Source organism: Burkholderia sp. BCC1977, from assembly GCF_905339595.1.
Lineage (GTDB): Bacteria > Pseudomonadota > Gammaproteobacteria > Burkholderiales > Burkholderiaceae > Burkholderia.
Genome location: NZ_CAJPGQ010000017.1, coordinates 73929 through 96776 on the forward strand (window position 1 = coordinate 73929; position 22848 = coordinate 96776).

A 22848-nucleotide genomic window follows, 5' to 3' on the forward strand; every position below is an offset into this window, starting at 1 on the left:
AGTAGCGTAAGCAGTATCGGCACGCATGCCGTCGCAGTTTGAAGAATCCATCGTCATTCTCAGAGGAAACCCATGAGTGCAATCGTAGATATCATCGGCCGCGAGATTCTGGATTCGCGCGGCAACCCCACCGTCGAATGCGACGTGCTGCTCGAATCGGGCACGATGGGCCGCGCGGCGGTGCCGTCGGGCGCGTCCACCGGCTCGCGTGAAGCGATCGAACTGCGCGACGGCGAAGCCGGCCGCTACAACGGCAAGGGCGTGCTGAAGGCTGTCGAGCACATCAACACCGAAATCTCCGAAGCCATCATGGGCCTCGACGCGTCGGAACAGGCGTTCCTCGACAAGACGCTGCTCGAGCTGGACGGCACCGACAACAAGTCGCGCCTCGGCGCGAACGCGATGCTGGCCGTGTCGATGGCCGTCGCGAAGGCAGCGGCTGAAGAAGCCGGCCTGCCGCTGTACCGCTACTTCGGCGGCTCGGGCGCGATGCAGCTGCCGGTCCCGATGATGAACATCGTCAACGGCGGCGCGCACGCGAACAACAGCCTCGACATCCAGGAATTCATGATCGTTCCGGTGAGCCAGCCGACGTTCCGTGAAGCCCTGCGTTGCGGCGCGGAAGTGTTCCACGCGCTGAAGAAGATCCTGAGCGACCGCGGCATGAGCACGGCAGTCGGCGACGAAGGCGGTTTCGCACCGAACTTCGGCAGCAACGACGAGTGTCTGTCGACGATCCTGCAGGCGATCGAGAAGGCCGGCTATCGTGCGGGCGAAGACGTGCTGCTCGCGCTCGACTGCGCGGCATCCGAGTTCTATCACGACGGCAAGTACCAACTCGCGGGCGAAGGCCTGCAACTGTCGTCGGCCGAATTCACCGACTACCTCGCGACGCTCGCCGACAAGTTCCCGATCGTGTCGATCGAGGACGGCATGCACGAAGGCGACTGGGAAGGCTGGAAGCTGCTGACCGAGCGCCTCGGCAAGAAGGTGCAGCTCGTCGGCGACGACCTGTTCGTCACGAACACGCGCATCCTGAAGGAAGGCATCGAGAAGGGCATCGCGAACTCGATCCTCATCAAGATCAACCAGATCGGTACGCTGACCGAAACGTTCGCGGCGATCGAAATGGCGAAGCGCGCAGGCTACACGGCCGTGATCTCGCACCGCTCGGGCGAAACGGAAGATTCGACGATCGCGGACATCGCGGTCGGCCTGAACGCCGGTCAGATCAAGACGGGTTCGCTGTCGCGCAGCGACCGCATCTCGAAGTACAACCAGCTGCTGCGCATCGAGGAAGATCTCGGCGATATCGCGAGCTACCCGGGCAAATCGGCTTTCTATAACCTGCGCTAACGCGCTACTATCGGGTTCGTCATCTCGACGCCGCTCTGTGCATGTCGCGCGGAGCGGCGCTTCTTATATCTGCGTCTCTTACATGCGGCTTGTCACTGTCGTCCTGATTGCCTTGCTGGCGCTCATTCAGTACCCCCTATGGTGGGGACACGGCGGCTGGCTGCGGGTGCATGAATTGCGCCAGCAGCTCGGCGATCAGTTGCAGAAGAATGCGGACGAGAAACTGCGCAATGAACGGATCGCGGGCGAAGTGCAGGATCTGCAAGGCGGTACCGCGGCCATCGAGGAGCGCGCGCGCTACGAGATGGGCATGGTGAAGGACGGCGAAGTGTTCGTGCAGTTCGTGTCGCCGAATGCGCCGGCCGGGCCGCTGAACAGCACGCCTTCGGGCACGTCGACGCGCGGTACCGTGTCCGCGGCGCCCGTGCGTGTCGTGCCGAATCCGCAGTCGATCGCGAAGCCGTCGCGGCATCACGGCGGCGAGAAGGGCAAGACCACGCACCACTGAGCGCGGGAGTCCGAACCATTGAAAAAGCGCGGGAAATGCCGCGCTTTTTTATTTCCTGCCAGTCGTCAATCGGGTCGGTCGACGCGACGATACATCACCACCACCAGCCCGGGTAACCGTAGCCATAGCCGATGCCGGTACCCCACCGGTTTCCCCAGCCGCCGCCGTAATAGCCGCCGTAGACGGTCACGGGTGGCGGCGAGTAATACGCCCACGCGCGCGCGGCGGCCTCGGCCGCCATCGCATCGTTCTGCTCGCGCAGCACCTGCCGGTCGATCTCGTCGTAGCGTTTGCGCTCCGCATTCGACAGGGCGGGCGGCTGGCCGCCCGATGCGCCGGGTTCGGGCAGGCGGCTCAGGATCGTCGACGAAGGCGGCTGCACCGCGCAGCCGGCGAGGGCCAGCGTGCCGGCGGCGACGCTGGTCAGGAGGAGGGTGCGGAACGGGCGATTCATGTGTTTCTCCAGCAGCGCGCCGACAGCGGAAGGCGGTATGCGCCGAAGGCGGGGCCTGCGGCGCGTGAGCCGTGCGTGCGACGCTCGTGCGTCATTATGCGCCCGCACCCGCAGCGCGGGCACGGACGCGCTGCGCAGCGCGGCTCAGTGACGCTGGTCGGTCGCGGGCGTGATGCCGGTCGCGAGTTCCGGGGCGGCGAACAGTTGTGCGACGTCGACGGGATCGAACTCGTAGCGCTGGTTGCAGAACTCGCAGTGGATCTCGACGTGACCGCGCTCGACGATCACGCTGTCGACTTCATCGCGGCCGAGCATGCGCAGCATCGCACCGACCTTCTCGCGCGAGCACGAGCACTGGAAGCGCGTACCGGCCGGGTCGAAGTGCTGCACGTTTTCCTGCCAGAACAGCCGGCGGAACACGACTTCCGGTTCGACTTCGAGCAGTTCCTTCGCGGACAGCGTGCTGCCGAGCGTGCAGACGCGTTCCCAGGTGTCGGTGTCGGTCTCGGCGTTGCGCGGCACGATGCCGCCGTCGCCCGGCAGCTTCTGCAGCAGCATGCCGACCGCGCGGTCGCGATCGGCCGCGAGCCACAGCCGCGTGTCGAGCTGCTCCGAGTGGTGCATGTAGTGTTCGAGCACTTGCGACACCGATTCGAGCGGACCGTCGACGCCGTTCAACGGCACGATGCCCTGGTACGGCTGCTGGCCCGGCAGCTTCTCGGCCGGGTCGAGCGTGATCACGCAACGGCCGTGGCCGCTCGCGTTGACGAGCGACGCGAAGTGCGTGTCGTCGCCGATCGTCTGCGCCGAGTCGCCGGCGAACTTGGCCGTGGCCCGCATCGTCAGGTCCGAGCCGCACTGGACGACCAGCATCTGGACCGGCCCGTCGCCGAAGATCTGCATGATCAGGGTGCCGTGAAATTTCAGGTTCGCGGACAGCAGCGCACAGGCGGCCATCATCTCGCCGAGCACCGTGCGCACCGGAGCAGGGTAGTCCCGGCGGGAAAGCACCTCTTGCCACGTGTTGCGCAGCGACACGATCTCGCCGCGCACGGGTGCCGAATTGAACATGAATTTCTGTAACTGGTCGCTCACTCTTCTTCCTTGAAATCCGCGCGAATCACCCGATCCGCACGAGTTGCTCCTTGAAATGCGCACGCCGCTCGACGTACGTCTTCGCATTTGCGCGCAGCCGCGCGGTGTCGTCTGCCGACAGCTCGCGCACGACTTTCGCCGGTGCGCCGAGAATCAGCGAGTTGTCCGGGAACGTCTTGCCTTCCGTCACGACCGCGCCGGCACCAACCAGACAGTTGCGGCCGATGACTGCTCCATTCAAGACCACCGCCTGAATCCCGATCAGCGAACCTTCGCCGATCGTGCATCCGTGCAGCATCGCCTGATGCCCGATCGTCACGTTTTCGGCAATCGTCAGAGGAAATCCGGGGTCCGTATGCAGGACCGCGCCTTCCTGGACATTGCTGCCGGCACCGACCGTGATCGTCTCGTTGTCACCGCGAATCGTCGCACCGAACCACACGCTCGCGTTTTCCTCGAGCACGACCTTGCCGATGATGGCCGCCGTATCGGCGACGAACACGCTTTCGTGGATCGTCGGGGCCGTCTCGCCCAGTTTGTAGATCGTCACGGAGTCTCCTGGTCTCTTCGATGATGGGCGCCGGTAGAATGGCGCGTCTGGCGTGCCGGGCGCATGGCGTGACGGCACAAATGCTTATTGTAAACCGTCGCGTGCATGCGCTCCCGCGATGCGCACGGGCGGTGCCCCGCTTGATGAACATGGAGCCTTCTTCCTTCACCGTGGCGCCGCGTTGCGTGCGCCGTGCCGCGCTCGACGCGCTGCGGATGTTCGAGCCGGCCGCGAAGGCCGCGCAGGTCCGCGCGCTGTATGACGCGCTGCTGGCCGGACAGGCCGCGATCGCGCCGGCGCTCGAACTGGACGAGCCGGCCGACCTGCCCGGCCGTCCGGCGCGCCCGCCGCTCGTCGAGCCGCGCCAGCTCGAACGCCGCAGCATGCGCTCGCCCGCGGGGCGCGCGGTGCTGCTGCACGCGCTCGCGCATATCGAATTCAACGCGATCAACCTGGCGCTCGACGCCGTATGGCGCTTCGCCGGGATGCCGGACGCGTTTTATGCGGACTGGCTGAAGGTCGCGGCCGAGGAGGCCCATCACTTCACGCTGCTGTCGGACCGGCTGGCCGGGTTCGGGCATGCGTACGGCGATTTTCCCGCGCACAACGGGCTGTGGGAGATGTGCGAGCGGACCAAGGCCGATGTGCTCGCGCGGATGGCGCTCGTGCCGCGCACGCTCGAGGCGCGCGGGCTCGACGCGTCGCCGCCGATCCGTGCGCGGCTCGTGCAGGCGGGCGATGACGCGTCCGCGGCGATCCTCGACGTGATTCTGCGCGACGAGATCGGCCACGTCGCGATCGGGAACCGCTGGTTCCGGCACCTGTGCGACGCGGTCGGCCGCGATCCGGTTCCCGCCTACCGCGAGCTTGCCGAACGGTACCATGCACCGCGGCTGCGCGGCCCGTTCAATTTCGACGCCCGCCGCACCGCGGGATTCGAGCAGGCGGAGCTGGACGAACTCGCCGCGCAGGACGCGGCGGACGGCCAGGCGGCGGGTTAGGGCGACCGGGCGCCGCCGGCGCCCGACGGGCGGGCGAACGCTGGCGCCGTCGGGCCGCACGGACCGTTCGGCGGCATTTCCGCAGCGCCCGATGCGCCGGTTCGGCGTGTCATCGGCGCCCCGTCGCTAGAGAACTGCCTCGACTGCCGGTCGCCTGAACGGAAGCGTCATCGCTATAATCGAACGATCATTCTTTTTTTCTGGCGACTGCAATGAATGCCTCGAGTTCTGTTTCCGATTTCGTCACGGTGCGCGGCGTCAAGCTGCATGTGCGGCGCTGGGGCCGGCCCGATGCGCCGACGCTGTTCATGCTGCACGGCTGGATGGACGTTGCGGCATCGTTCCAGTTCGTCGTCGACGCGCTCGCGGGCGACTGGCAGGTGATCGCGCCGGATGCGCGCGGCTTTGGCCTGTCCGACTGGCCGGTCGCGCGGCAGGGCGGCGGTCATTACTGGTTCCACGAGTACCTGGGCGATCTCGATGCGCTCGTCGATCACTATGCGCCGACCGGTGAAGTCAACCTGGTCGGGCACAGCATGGGGGCGAACCTCGTGTGCCTGTACGCGGGCGCGCGGCCGGAGCGCGTGCGGCGCGTGGTCGACCTCGAAGGGTTCGGGCTCGCCCCCGCGCGGGCCGAGCAGGCGCCGCGCCGGCTGCGCGGCTGGCTCGACGAGCTGCGCGAACCGCCGGTGCTGCGTCCGTATGCGTCGCTCGACGACGTGGCGGCCCGGCTGATCAAGACCAATCCGCGGCTCGATCCGCGCCGCGCCGCGTTCCTCGCCGCGCACTGGTCGACGCGCGGCGACGACGGCCTCTACCATCTGCTGGCGGACCCCGCGCACAAGATGGCGGGCCCGCAGTTGTACCGGCTCGACGAAGTGATGGCCGTCTGGAAGCAGGTGCGCGCGAAGGTGCTGCACGTCGAGGCCGTCAATTCGCCGACGCTCGCGTACATCGCGGGCGACATCCCGCTGCCGGAGTTCAAGGCGCGCTTCGGCGCGTTCCCCGACTGGCGCGAAAAGCTCGTCGAGGATGCCGGCCACATGGTCCATCACGACCAGCCGGAGCAGATCGCGGCGCTGATCGAGGCGTTCTGCGCATAGGCCGGCGGCGGCAGCGGCGGGGCAGGCGGGCGGCGCAATTGCCGCATTGCAGTAGAATGAAGCTTCACCTGCCATACCGACAATGAACGCTGATCTCCACTGCCATTCGAATGTTTCCGACGGGTTGCTGTCGCCTGCCGACGTCGCGCGCCGCGCCCATGCCGGCGGCGTGACCCTGTGGGCGCTGACCGACCACGACGAGATCGGCGGCCAGGTGGCGGCGCGCAGCGAGGCGGAGGCGCTCGGGATGCGCTACCTGAGCGGCGTCGAGATTTCGGTCACGTGGGCGTCGCGCACGGTCCATATCGTCGGGCTGCACATCGATCCGTCGAACCCGACGCTCGTCGACGGCCTTTACCGCACGCGCCACGGCCGGGCCGCCCGTGCACAGGCGATCGCCGCGCAGCTCGAGACGCTCGGCATTCCCGGTGCGTACGAAGGCGCGCTGAAGTACGTGTCGAATCCCGACCTGATCTCACGCACCCACTTCGCGCGTTTCCTGGTCGAGAACGGCCATGCCGCCTCCACATCCGACGTGTTCGACCGCCTGCTCGGCGACGGCAAGCCCGGGTTCGTCCCGCACCGCTGGGCAACGCTGTCCGACGCCGTCGCATGGATTCGCGCGGCGGGCGGCGAGGCCGTGGTCGCGCACCCGGGCCGCTACCGCTATACGCCGGTCGAATTCGACGCATTCTTCGGCGAATTCATCGATCTCGGCGGCCGCGCGATCGAGGTCGTCACGGGCAGCCACACGCCCGACCAGTACCGCGAATACGCGGACGTCGCGCGCCGCTTCGGCTTCGAAGTGTCGCGCGGTTCGGATTTCCATGCGCCGGGCGAGGGCCGCGTCGAGCTCGGCAGCCTGCCGCCGTTGCCGCCCGACCTGAAACCGGTCTGGGAGCGCTGGCTCTGACGCGCCGCGGCCGCTTGCCGTTCGCCGTTCGCGCTGCCGGCGAGGCGCGCATCCGACTTCTCCCTCTTTACGTGTCCCCATGTCCCAGTTCTTCAGGATTCATCCGGATAATCCGCAGCCGCGCCTGATCAAGCAGGCCGCGGACATCGTCAGCAAGGGCGGCGTGATCGCGATGCCGACCGATTCCAGCTACGCACTCGCGTGCCATCTCGACGACAAGGACGCGGTCGAGCGCGTGCGCCGCATCCGCGGCCTCGACGAGAAGCAGCACCTGTCGCTGCTCGTGCGCGACCTGTCGGAACTGGCCAACTTCGCGATGGTGGACAATCGTCAGTACCGGCAGATCAAGTCGGTGACGCCGGGCCCGTACGTGTTCATCCTGCAGGCGACGAAGGAAGTGCCGCGCCGGCTGTCGCACCCGTCGCGCAAGACGATCGGGCTGCGTGTGCCCGATCACGCGATCACGCTCGCGCTCCTCGAATCGCTGGGCCAGCCGCTGCTCGGCACGACGCTGATCCTGCCGCCGGACGACGAGCCGCTCAACGACCCCGACGACATCCGCGCGCGCCTCGAGAAGCAGGTCGATCTCGTGATCGACGGCGGCGCGTGTCCGCGCGAACCGTCGACGGTGATCGACCTGACGGGCGACGAGCCGCAGCTCGTGCGCGCCGGGCGCGGCGCGCTCGAACCGTTCGGGCTTTCGGCCGCGTAAGCGCCATTCATTTTTGCGCCAGTGCGCTTGTTACAATAACGCGATATGGATGCTTCCCTGATACAGACCATCGCCGTCTACGCGCTGCCGGTGATCTTCGCGATCACGCTGCACGAGGCCGCGCACGGCTACGCCGCGCGCCTGCTCGGCGACAACACCGCCTACATGATGGGGCGCGTGTCGTTCAATCCGATGCGGCACATCGATCCGCTCGGCACGATCGCGATCCCGCTCGCGATGTATTTCCTGACCGGCGGCGCATTCCTGTTCGGCTATGCGAAGCCGGTGCCGGTATCGTTCGGCAACCTGCGCAATCCGCGCTGGGGCAGCCTGTGGGTGTCGCTCGCAGGGCCGGCCTGCAACTTCGTGCAGGCACTGATCTGGGGCGTGCTGACCATCGTGCTGCCCGCGGCCGGCATCGACGAGCCGTTCTTCACGCGGATGGCCTACGCGGGCGTCAGCGCGAACCTGGTGCTCGGCGTGCTCAACCTGTTTCCGCTGCCGCCGCTCGACGGCGGCCGCATCCTGGCGGCACTGCTGCCGCCGAAGCAATCGATCGCGCTGTCGCGTATCGAGCCGTACGGTTTCATCATCGTCCTCGTGCTGGTCTCGACGGGCGTGCTGACGAACTTCTGGCTGCGTCCGCTCGTGAACGCCGCGGCCGGCGTGCTGAGCGCCATCCTGTCTCCCTTCGCCTCGCTTTTCTAACGACAATCATGTTCCCAGATCGTATTTTCTCCGGCATGCGACCCACCGGGTCGCTGCACCTCGGCCACTACCACGGCGTGCTGAAAAACTGGGTGAAGCTGCAGTCCGAGTACCCGTGCTTCTTCTGCGTGGTCGACTGGCATGCGCTGACGACGCACTACGAAACGCCCGAGGTCATCGAGAAGAACGTGTGGGACGTGCTGATCGACTGGCTCGCGTCCGGCATCGACCCGGCGCAGGCGACGCTGTTCATCCAGAGCAAGGTGCCCGAACATGCGGAGCTCGCGCTGCTGCTCGGCATGAGCACGCCGCTCGGCTGGCTCGAACGCGTGCCGACCTACAAGGAGCAGATGGAGAAGCTGAAGGACAAGGACCTGTCGACCTACGGCTTCCTCGGCTACCCGGTGCTGATGGCGGCCGACATCCTGCTGTATCGCGGCTCGCTCGTGCCGGTCGGTGAGGATCAGGTGCCGCACGTCGAGATGACGCGCGAGATCGCGCGTCGCTTCAACTACCTGTACGGCCGCGAGCCGGGCTTCGAGGAGAAGGCGCTCGAAGCCGCGAAGAAGCTCGGCGGCAAGCGCTCGAAGCTCTATCACGAGCTGCGCAATGCGTACCAGCAGGAGGGCGACGACGAGGCGCTCGAACAGGCGCGCGCGATGCTGCAGGAATCGCAGAGCCTGTCGATGAGCGACCGCGAGCGCCTGTTCGGCTATCTCGAAGGTGCGCGCAAGATCATCCTGGTCGAGCCGCAGGCGCTCCTGACCGAAGCGTCCCGGATGCCGGGCCTCGACGGCCAGAAGATGTCGAAGTCGTACGGCAATACGATCGGCCTGCGCGAGGACGCCGAGACGATCACGAAGAAGGTCCGCACGATGCCGACCGATCCGGCGCGCGTGCGCCGCACCGATCCGGGCGATCCCGACAAGTGCCCGGTGTGGCAGCTGCACCAGGTCTATACGGACGAAACGACGCACGCGTGGGTGCAGAGCGGCTGCCGCTCGGCGGGCATCGGCTGCCTCGACTGCAAGCAGCCGGTCGTCGAAGGGATCCTGCGCGAACAGCAGCCGATGCTCGAGCGCGCGCAGAAGTACATGGACGATCCGTCGCTGCTGCGCGCAATCGTCGCGGACGGCTGCGACAAGGCGCGCAAGCACGCGGTCGAGACGATGCGCGACGTGCGCGAGGCGATGGGCCTGTCGTACACCTGACCTGACGGCATGCGCGAACCTGTCATTGCCGCCGCGGGCGGCCACGTCGCCCAGACCGATCCGTCGCGCTGGGTCGCCCGGTGGTCGCGGCTCGTCCCGGCGGGCGGCGCGGTGCTCGACGTCGCCGCGGGTGGCGGCCGCCATGCGCGCTGGTTTGCGTCGCATGGGCATCCGGTCGTCGCGCTCGACCGCGATCCGGCTGCGCTGGCGGCATTGCGCGCGATCCCGGGCGTCGACGCGCGCGACGCCGATCTCGAGGGCGCGCCCTGGCCGCTGCCGGCCGGTGCGTCGTTCGCGGGAGTGATCGTCACCCATTATTTGCATCGTCCGCTCTGGCCCCATCTGCTCGATGCGGTGGCGCCGGGCGGCGTGCTGATCTACGAAACCTTCGCGCAAGGAAACGAAACGGTCGGCAAACCGTCCAACCCCGCGTTCCTGCTCGCCCCGGGCGAGCTGCTGGATGCGGTGCGCGGCCGCCTGCGGGTGGTCGCGTACGAGGACGGATTCGCCGCCGCGCCGCGCGAGGCGTTCGTGCAGCGCATCTGCGCGGTACGCGAGGGCGCGACCCCGACGGCGGGGGCGGGAATTCCACGTTACGAACTGCCCGGCTAATCCGCTACAATCTCAACGTTTACCGGTACATCAATCAATCGCGTTTCATGGCTAACGGCACCCAAGACGGCATTCAAATCCGCGGCAGCATCCCCGCGATCGTCACCCCGATGCTCGAAGACGGCAGTCTCGACCTGCCGGCGTTTCGCAAACTGATCGACTGGCACATCGCGGAAGGCACCGACGCACTCGTCGTGGTCGGCACGAGCGGCGAGTCGGCAACGCTCAACGTCGAAGAGCACATCCTGATGATCCGCACGGCGGTCGAGCATGCGGCGAAGCGCATCCCGATCATCGCGGGCGCAGGCGGCAATTCGACCGCGGAGGCGATCGAACTGACGAAGCACGCGAAGGCCGTCGGCGCCGACGCGACGCTGCAGGTCGTGCCGTACTACAACAAGCCCACGCAGGAAGGGATGTACCGGCACTTCAAGACGATCGCCGAGTCGGTCGACCTGCCGGTGATCCTGTACAACGTGCCGGGCCGCACCGTCGCGGACATGGCGCACGAGACGACGTTGCGCCTCGCGCAGGTGCCGGGCATCATCGGCGTGAAGGAAGCGACCGGCAACATCGATCGCGCCGCACACCTGATCAAGGCCGCGCCGAAGCATTTCGCGATCTACAGCGGCGACGATCCGACCGCGATCGCGCTGATGCTGCTCGGCGGCCACGGCAACATCTCGGTGACGGCGAACGTCGCGCCGCGAGCGATGAGCGACCTGTGCCGTGCAGCGCTGGCCGGCGACGTCGCAACGGCGCGCGAGCTGCACATGAAGCTGCTGTCGCTGCACAAGAACCTGTTCATCGAGGCGAACCCGATTCCGGTGAAGTGGGCGCTGCAGGCGATGGGCAAGATGCAGGGCGGCATCCGTCTGCCGCTTACGCCGCTCGACGAGCGCTGCCACGATGTCGTACGTTCGGCCCTCGTCGAGGCCGGCGTCCTCGCCTGATGCACAGGCGGCCGCGTCCTGCGGCCGCCGGCTCGACCCCTCATCAACCCGCACCGGCCGGCTCCGTCCGGCGCCGCTCCTGACGAGCGTTCTAGCAAGACGAAGGATTTCATGAAACGTTTCGCCTTTTCCTCTCGCGCCATCCAGGTTTCAGTGGTGGCGCTGGCGCTGGGCGCGCTCGCTGGCTGCGATACGCTGAACGATTATCTGGCTCCTGACCGGGTCAACTACAAGAACACGGGTTCGGCGCCGCCGCTCGCGGTGCCGAGCGACCTGAAGCCGGTGCCGACGACCCAGCAGTTCGTCGCGCCGCCGAGCAATGCCGGTCTCGGCACGCTGCCGCCGCGGGCGACGACGGCAGCCGGCAACGCGACCGACGGCGTCCCGAGCGCGCAGGATCCGCTCGGCATGCACATCGAGCGCGACGGCGACCGCCGCTGGCTCGTCGTCGACGGGCGCACGCCCGAGCAGCTGTGGCCGATCCTGAAGGAATTCTGGCAGGAGAACGGCTTCTCGCTGAAGACCGACGCACCGTCGACCGGCATCATGGCCACCGACTGGGCCGAGAACCGCGCGAACATTCCCGACGACTGGTTCCGCCGCACGATCGGCAAGGTCATCGACTTCGCATACTCGTCGGGCACGCGCGACCGCTTCCGCACGCTCGTGAACCGCACGTCGAACGGCAACACCGACATCTCGATCACGCACAGCGCGATGGAGGAAATGATGGTCGGTCCGCAGGGCGGCACGTCGTCGCGCTGGGAAGAGCGTCCGCGCAACCCGGTGCTCGAGGCCGTGTTCCTGTCGAAGCTGATGCAGAAGTTCGGCCTGAGCGACGCCCAGGCGAAGCAGCTGCTGACCGATGCGCGTCCCGCGACGGCGCCGGCGCAGGTCAGCGACACCAACGGCGGCGCCGCGACGCTGCAACTGGCGGAATCGTTCGACCGTGCGTGGCTGCGTGTCGGTCTCGCGCTCGACCGCACCAACTTCGCGGTCGACAATCGCGATCGCGAGAAGGGCCTGTACACGGTCCGCTACGCGAACACGATGGAAGAGCTCAAGCGCGACGGGCTGTTCGGCAAGCTGTTCTACGGCGGCCCGTCGGCGGCCAAGCCGGGCAAGGAATACCTGGTCAACGTGCGCGCGCAGGGCAATGGCGCCACGCAGGTCGCGGTGGTCGACGCGAACGGCCAGGTCGACAACTCGTCGGACGCGCAGCGGATCATTTCGCTGTTGCACGCCCAGCTGAACTGACCGAGTGCGCTTCGCCAGCCTCGGTAGCGGCAGCGAAGGCAACGCGCTGGTCGTCGAGGCCTCGAGCGGCACGACGACCACCCGCGTGCTGCTCGACTGCGGTTTTTCCGCGAAGGAGGTCGAGCGCCGCCTCGGCCGCCTGAATCTCGCCATCGACGATCTCGATGCGATCCTCATCACCCACGAACACAGCGACCACGTCGGCAGTGCGCTGACGCTCGCCCGGCGCGGGTCGCTGCCGCTCTACATGAGCTGGGGCACGGCGCGCGCGGTGGGCGCGGACGAGGCCGATGTCGATCTCCACGTGTTGTGGGGCGACGAGACGGCCGCGATACGCGATCTGGCCGTGATGCCCTATACGGTGCCCCACGATGCGCGGGAACCGCTCCAGTTCGTCTTCATGGACGGTTGCCGCCGGCTCGGCGTGCTGACCGACGTCGGGATGGCCACGCCGCACATCACGACCGTCCTGAGCGGCTGTGACGCGCTGGTGCTCGAATCCAACCACGATACCGCGATGCTCGCCGGCAGCCGCTATCCGCAGTCGCTGAAGGCCCGGATCGGCGGCAATCACGGCCATCTGAGCAACGATGCCGCCGCCGGCATCCTCGCATCGCTCGAACGCAGCCGTCTCCAGCACCTGGTCGCGGCGCACCTGAGCCAGCAGAACAACCGGCCCGAGCTGGCCCGCCAGGCGTTGGCCGGCGTGCTGGGAACGGACGGGGAGGAAGTGGTCGTGGCCACGCAGGACGCGGGCTTCGACTGGCTGACGCTCGGTTGAGCGGGCGTAGAAGGGGGGCAGGAAGGGGCGGGACGGCGTCGTGGCCGGCTTGCCTGTCGGGTGCGATGCGCGGAACCGACAGACGTAAAAAAACCGGCCCGAAGGGCCGGTTTTTTTTCAGCTGATGCTGAGGCTTACTGGCTTGCGCCCGAAGCCGGAGCAGCCGTCGCTGCCGAAGCAGCCGACGCCACAGCAGCAGCTGCGTCGCTCGCAGCAGCCGTCACCGTCGAAGCTGCAGCAGCAGCGTCGCTCGCAGCACCAGCAACTGCCGAAGCAGCCGACGAAGCAGCAGCCGATGCGTCGCTAGCAGCCGACGAAGCAGCTTGATCAGCGCTCTTGTTGCAAGCAGCCAGTGCAACAGCAGCCAACAGGGAAGCTACGAGGAGGGATTTCTTCATGATCACGTCCTTTTATGGTTAAAGGTAAGCAACAGCGCGAAACAATACCGGTAATGTGCTCCAACACCGACCTGGGCCGCTGGTGGAGACGCACTTCTAGAGCGTGAATCTTCCCTACGGCTTGGGCGGAAATTATATGCACTTTCCTATCGACCGTCGACAAATGCGGGGTCAATACGTTGTCTTTCCCATACAGAATTTGATCTGCACGGGCATACGGGGCGGCCCACTAAATCCGGTTTCCGACCCGTAGCCAGCCCGCACAATACCACTCGTGCAGCAAGGCTGTCATTGAGGGAGCCCGGGATAGTGTTACAAACCGTTTCGCCTCCATGTGGCGCAGATTGGCCAGTTCGGGCAGCCATTCGCCGGCTTGCTCGAGCGGTTCTTCTTCACCATTAATGAAGTACGAGCGCGCGTTATACATCAATGCGGCGCGTCTGTCGAGATACACGCCCCGGCGCGACGCCTGCGCGACGAACGCGGCCTCGGACAGCGGGCGCGCCGGCGGCTCGAATACCACGTTCGATTTGGGTTCGCTCAGGTAGCAGCCGAGGAATTCGGCGACGTCGCGCTTGCGCCAGCGGATCGCGTCGACAATCTCGGCGACGCGCTCGACCATCGCCGGCGGCAGTTGCGCGGGGGCGTCGACCGCCGGCTGCTTCGGGTCGCGGTAGAGCGCGTCGCCGCGCTCGTCGCGCAGGCCGCCGCGTTCCGCGAGGTAGTACAGGAATTGCGCTCCCAGCTCCCCGGCGGACGGCGCACGAAAGCCGATCGAGCAGGTCATGCATTCGCCTTCGGCCACGCCGTCGTGCGCGATGTGCGGCGGCAGGTACAGCATGTCGCCGGGCTCCAGCACCCATTCGTCGGTCGGCTCGAAATGCTCGAGTATCTTCAGCGGCACGTCCGGCTGCAGCGACAGGTCTTTCTGCGCGCCGATGCGCCAGCGACGCCGGCCTTCGACCTGCAGCAGGAATACGTCGTACGAGTCGAAGTGCGGGCCGACGCCGCCGCCGTCCGTCGCGTACGAAATCATCAGGTCGTCGAGGCGGGCGTCCGGAATGAAGCGGAAGCGGTCGAGCAGCGCGCGCGCCGCGTCGACGTGCAGGTCGAGGCCCTGCACGAGCAGGGACCAGGACTTGCGCGAAACGGCCGGCAGCGCGCCCGGCTCGAACGGGCCGTGCGCCAGTTGCCACTTGTTACGAAAATGGGTGATCAGGCGCGCTTCGGCGTCATAGTCGGCGGCCAGCTCGAACAGTGCGTCGCGCGTGACCGGCGGCTTCACGCCGGGGATCGCCTGGCGGATCAGCAGCGGCTTCTTCTGCCAGTAGCGGCGCATGAATTGCGCCGGCGTGAGGCCGCCGAGCAGCGGCGTGGGAAGATCGGAAGGCGGCGCGCCGAGCGGGGCGGCAGCGGCATCCCGCGGTTCGGCTTGAGACCGGTTGCGCATCGTATAATGAGACTTGTATTTGGGAGAATTGGATGAAAATCGCAAAAAACACCGTCGTGTCGGTCACCTACAAGCTGTCGGATGCGCAAGGCAATCTGATCGAGGAAAGCGACGAGCCGATGGTTTATCTGCACGGCGGCTATGATGGCACGTTCCCCAAGATCGAGGAACAGCTCGACGGCCAGGAACCGGGTTACCAGGCGCAGGTTCAGCTCGAGCCGCAGGACGCGTTCGGCGACTACGATCCCGAACTCGTGAAGATCGAGCCGCGCGATCGTTTTCCCGAGCCGCTCGAAGTAGGCATGCAGTTCGAAGGCACGCCGGAAGACGGCGACGAGGAAGTGGATTCGCTGATCTACACGGTCACCGACATCGCCGAAGACAAGGTCGTGCTCGACGGCAACCACCCGCTCGCGGGCATGGCGCTGCGTTTCGCGCTGACGGTCAAGGACGTTCGCGAAGCGACCGAGGACGAGATCGAGCATGAGCACGCGCACGGCGCGGAAGGCCTTGAAATCGTCGACGAGGACGAAGACGAGGACGGCGACGCGCCGTCAGGGCGTACCCTGCACTGAACTGGCAGGCAGGCCCGGCGCCGGCCCTGAAGCAGGGGGCGGCGCGGGCCACGAGGCGCCGCCCGGCGTCGTGCCGTCGCCCTGCAGCGGCGGCGCGACCGACGATGAGTCGGGCAGTGCCGGCAGCGCCGGGATCTCCGGCATCTGCGGCAGCGGGACCTCGTCGCGCGGCAGGACTGGCAGCGCGGGCGGGATCGGCAGGTTCTTCGGCACGTCCTGCACGCTCACGTTGAAGATCGTCTGCCGTGCCGGCGACACGTTGACCTTCACCCACTGATTCGCCGGATGACGCGGTCCGATCGCGACGCGCGTCACATTTCCCACCAGCGCACCGTCGTCCGCATGCAGCGGCCGATCGATCAGGAAGCCGTTCGCAAGCGGCTCGCCGCTCGCGTGCATCACCAGGATCGGGCCGCGGAATGTCGCCGCCGCCTTCACCAGCGTTCGTTTCAGTTCACGGAAGCCGTCGCGGACGCGCGGCCGGTTGAAACGCAACCACGCAAAGCGTTCGGCGCGCTCGTAGCGCTCGAACTGCGGGTCGCCTTCGAAAATCACCACCATGGCGCGCGCTTCGCGCCGCTTCGCATATTCGGCTGCGTGGTCGATCCAGAAGCCGTTCGCGATGATGCGGTCCTCGAATTCGCCGTTGCGGCCGCCGGCCGTCAGATAGTGGTTGTTCGGCGCCGGTGCGTTCAGCGCGACGTAGACGACGTCGTCATGCATCCAGCGCGCGTTTTCCCGATAGGGTCGGAACCGGGCCACTTCACTTTCGCGCGTGATCTGCAGCGCGCCGGGGTCGGGCAACGCCGCGTCGGCCAGCAGCGTCTGCCGCACGAAGTCCAGGCGTTCGACCGGGTCGTAGCTGCCGCCGGCCGCCGTGTTGCACGTCACCCAGTCGTGGTGGCCGGGAATGAACACGAGCGGCACGCGCGATGCGTCCAGGATCGCGCCGCGCTGCGTATACAGCGAGTCGCGGCACGCTTCCTTCGCGCCCTTGAGGTCGCCTGCATAGACGACGAAGGCCAGATTGCGCTCGCGCGCGATCGATTCGAACAGCCGCTGCGCGGCCGGCTCGTCGGCCGGCGCATCGATGACGCCCGACACGACCGCGAACGAGTAGGGGGCCGCGGCACGCTTGGGCGGTGCGGCCAGCGCGCCGGCCTGCGCCAGCGCGAGCACCGCCGCGACCAGTGCGGCGGCGGCGCGGGCCGGCCGGCCCGACGGGAGGCGCTTATGCGTGCCCGTCGGCATCGTGCGAGCGGACGAGCGTGCGCAGTTCGTACAGCAGGTCGAGCGCCTCGCGCGGCTTGAGGTCGTCGGGATCGATGTCGCGCAGCTTGTCGAGCGCCGGATGCGGGACGTCGGACGGCGCCGGCGCATCCGCGCATTCGAGTTCGTCGGCCGCGGCGGGCGGCGCGCTGAACAGGTCGAGCTGCGGGGTGTGCTGCGTGGCCGACTGCTGTTCGAGATACGCGAGATGCTTGCGCGCGGCGCGGATCACCGGCGCCGGCACGCCCGCGAGCTGTGCAACCTGCAGCCCGTAGCTCTGGTTCGCCGGGCCTTCGTTGACCGCGTGCAGGAACACGATGCCGTGGCCGTGCTCGACGGCCGACAGGTGGACGTTGGCCGCTTGCGGGAATTCGGCCGGCAGTTGCGTCAGCTCGAAGTAGTGCGTCGCGAACAGCGTGTAGCAGCCGTTTTGCGCGAGCAGATGGCGTGCGATGGCCCACGCGAGCGCGAGGCCGTCGAACGTCGACGTGCCGCGGCCGATTTCGTCCATCAGCACGAGGCTTTGCGGTGTCGCGTCGTTGAGGATCGCCGCCGCTTCGGTCATCTCGACCATGAAGGTCGAGCGGCCGCCGGCGAGGTCGTCGGCCGCGCCGATCCGCGTGAAGATCCGGTCGATCGGGCCGAAGCAGGCCGACTTCGCGGGCACGTAGCTGCCGACGTAGGCCATCAGCGCGATCAGCGCCGTCTGCCGCATGAATGTCGACTTACCGCCCATGTTCGGGCCGGTGATCAGCAGCAGCTTGCGCTCGGCGCCGAACCGGCAGTCGTTTGCGATGAACTGCTCGACCTGCGCTTCGACGACCGGGTGGCGCCCCTGTTCGATCTCGATGCCGATTTCGTCGGTGAAGGCGGGGGCAACCCAGTCGAGCGTGCGGGCGCGCTCGGCGAACGCGGCGAGCACGTCGAGCTCCGCAAGCGCCGACGCGACACGCTGGCACTCCGGAATGAACGGCAGCAGCGCCTGCAGCACGCCGTCGTACAGCGCGCGCTCGCGGGCCAGCGCGCGTTCCTGCGCGGACAGCGCCTTGTCCTCGAAGGTCTTCAGTTCGGGCGTGATGTAGCGCTCGGCGTTCTTCAGCGTCTGGCGACGGCGATAGTCGTCGGGCACCTTGTCGGTCTGGCCGCGCGTGACCTCGATGTAGAAGCCGTGCACCTTGTTGTATTCGACGCGCAGGTTCGCGATGCCCGTGCGGGTGCGCTCGCGTGCCTCGAGATCGATCAGGAACTGCCCGCAGTTCTCGGAGATGTCGCGCAACTCGTCGAGCTCCGAATCGTAGCCGCGCGCGATCACGCCGCCGTCGCGCACCATCGCGGCCGGCTCGGGGGCGATCGCGCTCGTCAGCAGGTCGAGGCATTCGGCGGGCGGCGCGAGCGCCGCGTCGACGCGCGTGAGCGCATCCGCGTTCGCGACGATCGCGCTGATGCGCTCGCGCAGCGCCGGCAGCGCGGCGAACGTGTCGCGCAGGCTCGACAGGTCGCGCGGCCGCGCGGACAGCAGCGCGAGACGCCCGGTGATCCGTTCGACGTCGGCGATCTGGCGCAGCGCGCTGCGCAGTGCGTCGAGGCTCGCGTTCGCTGGCGCCTCGAGCAGTGCGCCGATCGCCTGCTGGCGCGACTGCGCGGCGACCGACGCGCGCGGCGGGTGATGCAGCCAGTGACGCAGCAGGCGGCTGCCCATCGTCGTGCAGCAGGTGTCGAGCAGCGAGTACAGCGTCGGCGATTCGGTGCCGCGCAGCGTTTCGGTCAGCTCGAGGTTGCGGCGCGTTGCCGGGTCGAGCCCGATGTATTCGGTTTCGTTCTCGACCTTCAGGCTGCGCACGTGACGCAGTTGCTGGCCCTGCGTGGCCGCCGCGTACAGCAGCAGCGCGCCCGCCGCGCCGCATGCGCTCGTCAGCGAATGCGCGCCGAAGCCGTCGAGGCCCGCGACGTCGAGCTGGTCGCACAGGCGCTGCGTGCCCGATGCGATGTCGAAGTGCCATGCCGGCACGCGCTTGACCGCGCCGGCGCCAGCGGGCACGGCGTCGGTCGCGCCGTCCGCCGTCAGGATTTCGGCCGGGCGGATGCGTTCGAGTGCGGCGCCGAGCTGGTCGGGTTCGATTTCGGCGAGCCGCAGCGCGCCGCTCGCGAGGTTCAGCCACGCGAGGCCGATGTTGACCGCGACGCCACGCTTGTTGTGACCCGTGCACATCGCGAGCAGGTAGACGTCGTTCTTGTCGGACAGCAGCGCCGCGTCGGTCAGCGTGCCGGGCGTGACGACGCGCACGACCTTGCGTTCGACCGGGCCCTTCGATGTGGCAGGGTCGCCGATCTGCTCGCAGATCGCGACCGATTCGCCCATCTTCACGAGCTTCGCCAGATACTGTTCGACCGCGTGATGCGGGACGCCGGCCATCTTGATCGGCGTGCCGGCCGAGGCGCCGCGTTGCGTGAGGGTCAGGTCGAGCAGGCGTGCGGCTTTCTCCGCATCCTCGAAGAACAGCTCGTAGAAGTCGCCCATCCGGTAGAAGACGAGCGTGTCGGGGTGATCGGCCTTGATGCGAAGGTACTGCTGCATCATCGGAGTGTGGCCTGCAAAGGCCTCGGGCGACAGCGTGGTCATAGATCCGGCGTAAAGTTGTTGCTTGAGTTGCCCGAGTTTACCAGTCGCGTTGGAAGTTACGGCCGATGTTCGCCGATTGGCTAGTGGCCGGCGTTCGTGATCGGTGCGCAGCCGGTCCGGCAAATCACGCGAGGTCCGGTACGGCGCAATGGCAAGCGGATCGGCGGTGCGCCTTCGGAACCGCGAAATGGTTCCTGAGTGATGCCGAAGCGGGAGCGCTGTTCAACTGGCTGCCGAACCTCGGTCGGCGCGTTGAGGATGCGCTGACGTTATACCTCTGGAACGCGACGAGGGGCGTCGAGATTGGCGCAAGGGAACGAGAGGAAATCGCCGTCGAGCAGGACGGTCTCTGGTGGACGATTTCCAAGGCCCGAACCAAAACAAAAAATGCCCGGCGCGAGAGCGCGACTGACCTGAGGGTACCCCTGATCGGACGGCTGTTCCCGGGGGAGCGCCCACACGGAACGGAAGGTGGTTGGCCAAGTTATATGTCTTGTAGCGAGACGCGATCCAACCAGCGGCGATCGCTTCTCCCGGTCATGCATTGCCGGTCTCGAGATCTTCGCCAGTCTCCCGAAGCGAGCCGTTCGACGCTTGCCGTGCCGCACGGCTCGATGCGGGTAGCTCGGTGTCGTCGTCGTCGAGTGGTGGCGCATCGTGAGTGGGCGGATCAACCCGCTCTTGCGCGGCGCTGAAGGCCGCAACGCAGGAATCGTTGCGAATCAAGTGCTATTCGACTCGATTTTTCATGATTTCGGATTGCCGGATTTTGGTATATCGATTTTATGAATAATGATTTAAATTGTTTGTTTGAATTTGGCTGCTACAACTGTCAGCTTTCGGTGCGGATATTTGTGCTCTATGTTTGAATCGCATTGCGGGGTGTGCGTCATAAATTGCTGCGATGCGCAATAACATTTTATTGTGGAGAACGAAATGTCCGCACGAAGCACGACGGTGAAGCTGCAAAACAACTCGGGCAATACGCTGTTTCTGGACTCGGCATCGATCGCCCTGTTGCATGGCATATGGGCCACGTACCCTCCGGAGAAAATTCCGAATGGTCAAGCTGGCGAATGGGAGTGTGATTCGGATGGTTTTATGACCGGAGTGGAGGGGAAGCTTCAATATCAATTCGCCGATGGCGGTGGTATCGAGAATCTTCGGCTCTATTGGGACAATCCTTATATCGGAAATAACGGCTATTCGATCACTGTGAGTGCCGCGGGTTACAAGGTCGGTTATGACGGAGGCTCGGGGGACAACGCGACCGTTACTTTCTACATCAAGCAGGCCTGACGCCGCGTGACTGGCTCGCACCCATTCGAATCGGGCGCGAGCGACAGCCAAATATCCGTATACCGGCGGTCGCGAGCGGCGCGCGGACCTTCGCGCGCCGATCCTGTCCGGCGAATCAGGTCGTCAGGACGCGTGCGTCGCCAGCATGTCGAGCGCCACCGCCTGCGCGACCTCGATACCGTCGATGGCTGCCGAATAGATGCCACCCGCATACCCGGCACCTTCACCGGCCGGATACAGCCCGTCGACGTTCACGCTCTGGTAATCGTCCTTGCGACGGATCCGGATCGGAGACGACGTGCGCGTCTCCACGCCGGTGAGCACCGCATCGTGCATCGCGAAGCCGGCGATTTTCTTGTCGATCTGCGGCAGCGCTTCACGAATGGCTTCGATCACGTAGTCGGGCAGCGCGGTGCTGAGGTCGGTCGGGCGCACGCCCGGCTTGTACGACGGCACCACCGAGCCCAGCGACGTCGACGGCCGGCCCGCGATGAAATCGCCGACCAGCTGGCCCGGCGCGCTGTAATCGCCGCCGCCGAGTTCGAACGCACGCTCTTCCCATTTGCGCTGGAACGCGATGCCTGCCAGCGGGCCGCCCGGATAGTCTTCCGGCGTGATGCCGACGACGATGCCCGCATTCGCGTTGCGCTCGGCGCGCGAATACTGGCTCATGCCGTTGGTGACCACGCGGCCAGGCTCGGAGGTTGCCGCGACCACCGTGCCGCCGGGGCACATGCAGAAGCTGTAGACCGCGCGTCCGTTGCTGCAGTGATGGACCACCTTGTAGTCGGCCGCACCGAGTTGCTTGTGGCCCGCGAACTTGCCGAAGCGGCTGCGATCGATCAGCCCTTGCGGATGTTCGATCCGGAAACCCAGCGAGAACGGCTTCGCTTCGACATACACGCCGCGATCGTGCAGCATCTGGAACGTGTCGCGCGCGCTGTGGCCCACGGCGAGCACCACGTGGTCGCACCGGAGCGTTTCGCCGTTCGACAGCGTCAGCGAGCGCACCTTGCCCTGATCGATCTCGATGTCCTCGACCCGGGTTTCGAAGCGCACTTCACCGCCCAGTTCGTGGATGGTCGCGCGCATCTTTTCCACCATGCTGACGAGGCGGAACGTGCCGATGTGCGGCCGGCTCAGATACAGGATGTCCTCCGGTGCGCCGGCCTTGACGAATTCGTCGAGCACCTTGCGGCCGTAGTGGTGGGGATCCTTGATCTGGCTGTACAGCTTGCCGTCGGAGAACGTCCCGGCTCCGCCTTCGCCGAACTGCACGTTGGACTCGGGATTGAGGACGCTCTTGCGCCACAGGCCGAAGGTGTCCTTGGTGCGCTCGCGCACGGCCTTGCCGCGTTCGAGGATGATGGGGCGGAAGCCCATCTGCGCAAGGATCAGTCCGGCGAACAGGCCGCACGGCCCCATGCCGATGACGACCGGGCGCAGGAAGTTGCCGTGCTCGGGCGCCTTCGCGACGAAGTGGTACGCCATGTCGGGCGTCACGGCGCAATGCGGCGTGCCGGCCAGTCGCGGAAGCACGGCCGCTTCGTCCTTGACTTCGACATCGACGATATACGTGAGCTTGATGTCGGCGCGCTTGCGCGCATCGTGCGCACGGCGGAACACCGTGTAACGGAGGAGCCCGTCTGCCGCCACGCCAAGCTCCGCGAGGCGCGCGTGAATTGCGGCTTCGAGGGCGCTCTCGGGGTGGTCGAGCGGGAGTTTAAGTTCGCTTAGCCGTAACATGAGTATTCGGATACGGTGGCCACGAAGTCGTGGCGGTGTTGAAACAGGCGGGGGCCGGCGTGCTGGCGGCGTCGTCCGCCGCGCGGGCGTTCCGCAAGCCGATCGTCGGGCTCGGGGAAGCGCGGTACGCGCGGCGGTGCACCAGCCGGGCCGGGCCACTCGGGCAATGTCAGGACGGGCGCCGGAAGCGCCCCCTGCATGGAGAAGGTTACTGCGCCCCCCGGACAACCGGAAGGCAGCGCGCGCGCCATCATGACGGTGCCAACGAGTGGTTGAT

General features: G+C 66.7%; 24 protein-coding genes. 15 read left to right on the plus strand and 9 right to left on the minus strand.

Annotated elements, in window-relative coordinates:
* Positions 1-72: 72 nt before the first annotated feature.
* A complete protein-coding gene (gene eno, locus U5771_RS16340; protein WP_009689673.1) occupies positions 73-1356 on the plus strand; it encodes a phosphopyruvate hydratase in 1284 nt (427 codons plus the stop codon).
* Between the two features lie 82 nt (positions 1357-1438).
* Positions 1439-1864 carry a cell division protein FtsB gene (ftsB, locus tag U5771_RS16345; protein WP_322024931.1) on the plus strand — a complete coding sequence of 142 codons (426 nt, stop codon included), beginning with the start codon at positions 1439-1441 and terminating at the stop codon, positions 1862-1864.
* A gap of 94 nt (positions 1865-1958) precedes the next feature.
* On the opposite strand, the gene U5771_RS16350 is transcribed toward ftsB, so the two are convergent.
* From U5771_RS16350 to U5771_RS16360, 3 genes are all read right to left on the minus strand, one after another.
* Entirely contained in the window at positions 1959-2318 is a 360-nt protein-coding gene (locus U5771_RS16350) for a hypothetical protein (protein WP_322024932.1), read from the minus strand.
* Between the two features lie 144 nt (positions 2319-2462).
* Positions 2463-3413 (minus strand): Hsp33 family molecular chaperone HslO, encoded by a 951-nt coding sequence (gene hslO / locus U5771_RS16355; protein WP_322024933.1) that lies wholly within the window; start codon positions 3411-3413, stop codon positions 2463-2465.
* A 25-nt stretch (positions 3414-3438) separates the two neighbouring features.
* Entirely contained in the window at positions 3439-3963 is a 525-nt protein-coding gene (locus U5771_RS16360; RefSeq protein ID WP_322024934.1) for a gamma carbonic anhydrase family protein, read from the minus strand.
* A gap of 143 nt (positions 3964-4106) precedes the next feature.
* Here U5771_RS16360 and U5771_RS16365 point away from each other — a divergent pair, with 143 nt between their 5' ends.
* The 11 genes from U5771_RS16365 (at position 4107) to U5771_RS16415 (ending at position 13521) form a co-directional block, all read left to right on the plus strand.
* The gene (locus tag U5771_RS16365) at positions 4107-4964 is read left to right on the plus strand and encodes a ferritin-like domain-containing protein (RefSeq protein WP_322024935.1); all 858 of its coding nucleotides are present in this window, start codon (positions 4107-4109) and stop codon (positions 4962-4964) included.
* Between the two features lie 212 nt (positions 4965-5176).
* Positions 5177-6067: an alpha/beta fold hydrolase gene (locus tag U5771_RS16370; protein ID WP_322024936.1), complete on the plus strand. Its 891-nt coding sequence runs from the start codon at positions 5177-5179 to the stop codon at positions 6065-6067.
* An 82-nt stretch (positions 6068-6149) separates the two neighbouring features.
* Positions 6150-6980, plus strand: a complete 831-nt coding sequence (locus U5771_RS16375; RefSeq protein ID WP_322024937.1) for a 3',5'-nucleoside bisphosphate phosphatase — start codon at positions 6150-6152, stop codon at positions 6978-6980.
* Between the two features lie 79 nt (positions 6981-7059).
* Positions 7060-7692, plus strand: a complete 633-nt coding sequence (locus U5771_RS16380; protein WP_059535812.1) for an L-threonylcarbamoyladenylate synthase — start codon at positions 7060-7062, stop codon at positions 7690-7692.
* A gap of 45 nt (positions 7693-7737) precedes the next feature.
* Positions 7738-8400 (plus strand): site-2 protease family protein, encoded by a 663-nt coding sequence (locus U5771_RS16385; RefSeq protein WP_322024938.1) that lies wholly within the window; start codon positions 7738-7740, stop codon positions 8398-8400.
* Between the two features lie 8 nt (positions 8401-8408).
* Positions 8409-9611 (plus strand): tryptophan--tRNA ligase, encoded by a 1203-nt coding sequence (locus tag U5771_RS16390; protein ID WP_322024939.1) that lies wholly within the window; start codon positions 8409-8411, stop codon positions 9609-9611.
* A gap of 9 nt (positions 9612-9620) precedes the next feature.
* Complete coding sequence (locus U5771_RS16395; protein WP_322024940.1) at positions 9621-10223, plus strand: class I SAM-dependent methyltransferase; 603 nt, start codon at positions 9621-9623, stop codon at positions 10221-10223.
* A 47-nt stretch (positions 10224-10270) separates the two neighbouring features.
* Positions 10271-11176: a 4-hydroxy-tetrahydrodipicolinate synthase gene (gene dapA / locus U5771_RS16400; RefSeq protein WP_322024941.1), complete on the plus strand. Its 906-nt coding sequence runs from the start codon at positions 10271-10273 to the stop codon at positions 11174-11176.
* A gap of 111 nt (positions 11177-11287) precedes the next feature.
* The gene (gene bamC / locus U5771_RS16405; RefSeq protein ID WP_322024942.1) at positions 11288-12433 is read left to right on the plus strand and encodes an outer membrane protein assembly factor BamC; all 1146 of its coding nucleotides are present in this window, start codon (positions 11288-11290) and stop codon (positions 12431-12433) included.
* Between the two features lie 4 nt (positions 12434-12437).
* The gene (locus U5771_RS16410) at positions 12438-13214 is read left to right on the plus strand and encodes an MBL fold metallo-hydrolase (protein WP_322024943.1); all 777 of its coding nucleotides are present in this window, start codon (positions 12438-12440) and stop codon (positions 13212-13214) included.
* A 124-nt stretch (positions 13215-13338) separates the two neighbouring features.
* The gene (locus tag U5771_RS16415; RefSeq protein ID WP_322024982.1) at positions 13339-13521 is read left to right on the plus strand and encodes a hypothetical protein; all 183 of its coding nucleotides are present in this window, start codon (positions 13339-13341) and stop codon (positions 13519-13521) included.
* 20 nt (positions 13522-13541) lie between these two features.
* On the opposite strand, the gene U5771_RS35595 is transcribed toward U5771_RS16415, so the two are convergent.
* The gene (locus tag U5771_RS35595) at positions 13542-13787 is read right to left on the minus strand and encodes a hypothetical protein (protein ID WP_011657350.1); all 246 of its coding nucleotides are present in this window, start codon (positions 13785-13787) and stop codon (positions 13542-13544) included.
* A gap of 54 nt (positions 13788-13841) precedes the next feature.
* A complete protein-coding gene (locus U5771_RS16420) occupies positions 13842-15062 on the minus strand; it encodes a cupin domain-containing protein (RefSeq protein ID WP_322024944.1) in 1221 nt (406 codons plus the stop codon).
* A 32-nt stretch (positions 15063-15094) separates the two neighbouring features.
* Between U5771_RS16420 and U5771_RS16425 the strand changes: the two genes are divergently transcribed.
* Positions 15095-15637, plus strand: coding sequence for a peptidylprolyl isomerase (locus U5771_RS16425; RefSeq protein WP_322024945.1), 543 nt, complete (start codon positions 15095-15097; stop codon positions 15635-15637).
* Here U5771_RS16425 and U5771_RS16430 read toward each other — a convergent pair.
* The 3 genes from U5771_RS16430 to U5771_RS16440 form a co-directional block, all read right to left on the minus strand.
* On the minus strand, positions 15617-16888 hold the full coding sequence (locus tag U5771_RS16430) for a hypothetical protein (RefSeq protein ID WP_322024946.1): 1272 nt from the start codon (positions 16886-16888) through the stop codon (positions 15617-15619). The genes U5771_RS16425 and U5771_RS16430 overlap by 21 nt on opposite strands.
* A complete protein-coding gene (gene mutS, locus U5771_RS16435; RefSeq protein ID WP_322024947.1) occupies positions 16869-19526 on the minus strand; it encodes a DNA mismatch repair protein MutS in 2658 nt (885 codons plus the stop codon). The genes U5771_RS16430 and mutS overlap by 20 nt, the downstream gene beginning before the upstream one ends.
* Before the next feature lie 537 nt (positions 19527-20063).
* Positions 20064-20252, minus strand: a complete 189-nt coding sequence (locus tag U5771_RS16440; RefSeq protein WP_322024948.1) for a hypothetical protein — start codon at positions 20250-20252, stop codon at positions 20064-20066.
* A gap of 210 nt (positions 20253-20462) precedes the next feature.
* Here U5771_RS16440 and U5771_RS16445 point away from each other — a divergent pair, with 210 nt between their 5' ends.
* Positions 20463-20825, plus strand: a complete 363-nt coding sequence (locus U5771_RS16445; protein WP_322024949.1) for an aegerolysin family protein — start codon at positions 20463-20465, stop codon at positions 20823-20825.
* 123 nt (positions 20826-20948) lie between these two features.
* Here U5771_RS16445 and U5771_RS16450 read toward each other — a convergent pair whose 3' ends face one another.
* A complete protein-coding gene (locus tag U5771_RS16450) occupies positions 20949-22571 on the minus strand; it encodes an NAD(P)/FAD-dependent oxidoreductase (RefSeq protein ID WP_322024950.1) in 1623 nt (540 codons plus the stop codon).
* Between the last annotated feature and the right edge of the window lie 277 nt (positions 22572-22848).

What these genes read in the sequence shown, in the direction of transcription:
- U5771_RS16395 (WP_322024940.1), top strand. Translation starts at nt 9,621, where the DNA reads ATGCGCGAACCTGTCATTGCCGCCGCGGGCGGCCACGTCGCCCAGACC.
- U5771_RS16420 (WP_322024944.1), bottom strand. Translation starts at nt 15,062, where the DNA reads ATGCGCAACCGGTCTCAAGCCGAACCGCGGGATGCCGCTGCCGCCCCG.
- U5771_RS16415 (WP_322024982.1), top strand. Translation starts at nt 13,339, where the DNA reads ATGCTGAGGCTTACTGGCTTGCGCCCGAAGCCGGAGCAGCCGTCGCTG.
- bamC (WP_322024942.1), top strand. Translation starts at nt 11,288, where the DNA reads ATGAAACGTTTCGCCTTTTCCTCTCGCGCCATCCAGGTTTCAGTGGTG.
- U5771_RS16390 (WP_322024939.1), top strand. Translation starts at nt 8,409, where the DNA reads ATGTTCCCAGATCGTATTTTCTCCGGCATGCGACCCACCGGGTCGCTG.
- ftsB (WP_322024931.1), top strand. Translation starts at nt 1,439, where the DNA reads ATGCGGCTTGTCACTGTCGTCCTGATTGCCTTGCTGGCGCTCATTCAG.
- U5771_RS16385 (WP_322024938.1), top strand. Translation starts at nt 7,738, where the DNA reads ATGGATGCTTCCCTGATACAGACCATCGCCGTCTACGCGCTGCCGGTG.
- mutS (WP_322024947.1), bottom strand. Translation starts at nt 19,526, where the DNA reads ATGACCACGCTGTCGCCCGAGGCCTTTGCAGGCCACACTCCGATGATG.
- U5771_RS16350 (WP_322024932.1), bottom strand. Translation starts at nt 2,318, where the DNA reads ATGAATCGCCCGTTCCGCACCCTCCTCCTGACCAGCGTCGCCGCCGGC.
- U5771_RS16450 (WP_322024950.1), bottom strand. Translation starts at nt 22,571, where the DNA reads ATGTTACGGCTAAGCGAACTTAAACTCCCGCTCGACCACCCCGAGAGC.
- U5771_RS16445 (WP_322024949.1), top strand. Translation starts at nt 20,463, where the DNA reads ATGTCCGCACGAAGCACGACGGTGAAGCTGCAAAACAACTCGGGCAAT.
- U5771_RS16365 (WP_322024935.1), top strand. Translation starts at nt 4,107, where the DNA reads ATGAACATGGAGCCTTCTTCCTTCACCGTGGCGCCGCGTTGCGTGCGC.
- dapA (WP_322024941.1), top strand. Translation starts at nt 10,271, where the DNA reads ATGGCTAACGGCACCCAAGACGGCATTCAAATCCGCGGCAGCATCCCC.
- U5771_RS16380 (WP_059535812.1), top strand. Translation starts at nt 7,060, where the DNA reads ATGTCCCAGTTCTTCAGGATTCATCCGGATAATCCGCAGCCGCGCCTG.
- U5771_RS16375 (WP_322024937.1), top strand. Translation starts at nt 6,150, where the DNA reads ATGAACGCTGATCTCCACTGCCATTCGAATGTTTCCGACGGGTTGCTG.
- U5771_RS16425 (WP_322024945.1), top strand. Translation starts at nt 15,095, where the DNA reads ATGAAAATCGCAAAAAACACCGTCGTGTCGGTCACCTACAAGCTGTCG.
- U5771_RS16430 (WP_322024946.1), bottom strand. Translation starts at nt 16,888, where the DNA reads ATGCCGACGGGCACGCATAAGCGCCTCCCGTCGGGCCGGCCGGCCCGC.
- eno (WP_009689673.1), top strand. Translation starts at nt 73, where the DNA reads ATGAGTGCAATCGTAGATATCATCGGCCGCGAGATTCTGGATTCGCGC.
- U5771_RS16370 (WP_322024936.1), top strand. Translation starts at nt 5,177, where the DNA reads ATGAATGCCTCGAGTTCTGTTTCCGATTTCGTCACGGTGCGCGGCGTC.